The following is a 448-nucleotide window of genomic DNA, read 5'->3' on the forward strand; positions in this document are numbered from 1 at the left end:
TATGCAGGATAGGCATTTGGGCGTGGGCAATAGATGGGTGCTGCTTGTCAGAACGTTGTGCCCAATTCGACAAGCATCTTGGTTGGACCGTGTTCGTAGAGCTTGGCGTTGCTCCATGTTTTGTTATGGGCAATGGGCATGCGCTGGGTGATGCCTTTGGAAGGGAGGGCGTGGTGCCATACGCTCAGGTATGCGGAGGCTTCTTTGTCGCGGCGGTTTTGTTCGTTGCTGAAGAAGCCGGGGGCTGGGTAACGGCGTTGGGCGGCGCTGAGGCGTAGGACGGTGGAGAGGCCTTTGGGCCATTCTTGTCCCCATGTGGTGCGCAGGGCGTAGCGGTTTAAGCTGTCGCTTTTGTCGTCACGGGTGCGTTCGCGGTAGAGGGCGAGACCGGCTACCCAGTATTGGCGCGCGGTGCGGTAGTAAATGATGGAATTGCTGAGCAGTTGGC

1 protein-coding gene is annotated in these 448 nt (G+C 58.3%); it reads right to left on the bottom strand.

The annotated features are described in order from the left end of the window. Positions 1-47: 47 nt before the first annotated feature. On the bottom strand, positions 48-448 hold a 401-nt coding region (locus ACTHUF_RS11275), incomplete at its 5' end, for a surface lipoprotein assembly modifier (RefSeq protein ID WP_440407748.1).

It is taken from the genome of Neisseria sp. P0024.S006, assembly GCF_051956595.1.
Lineage (GTDB): Bacteria > Pseudomonadota > Gammaproteobacteria > Burkholderiales > Neisseriaceae > Neisseria.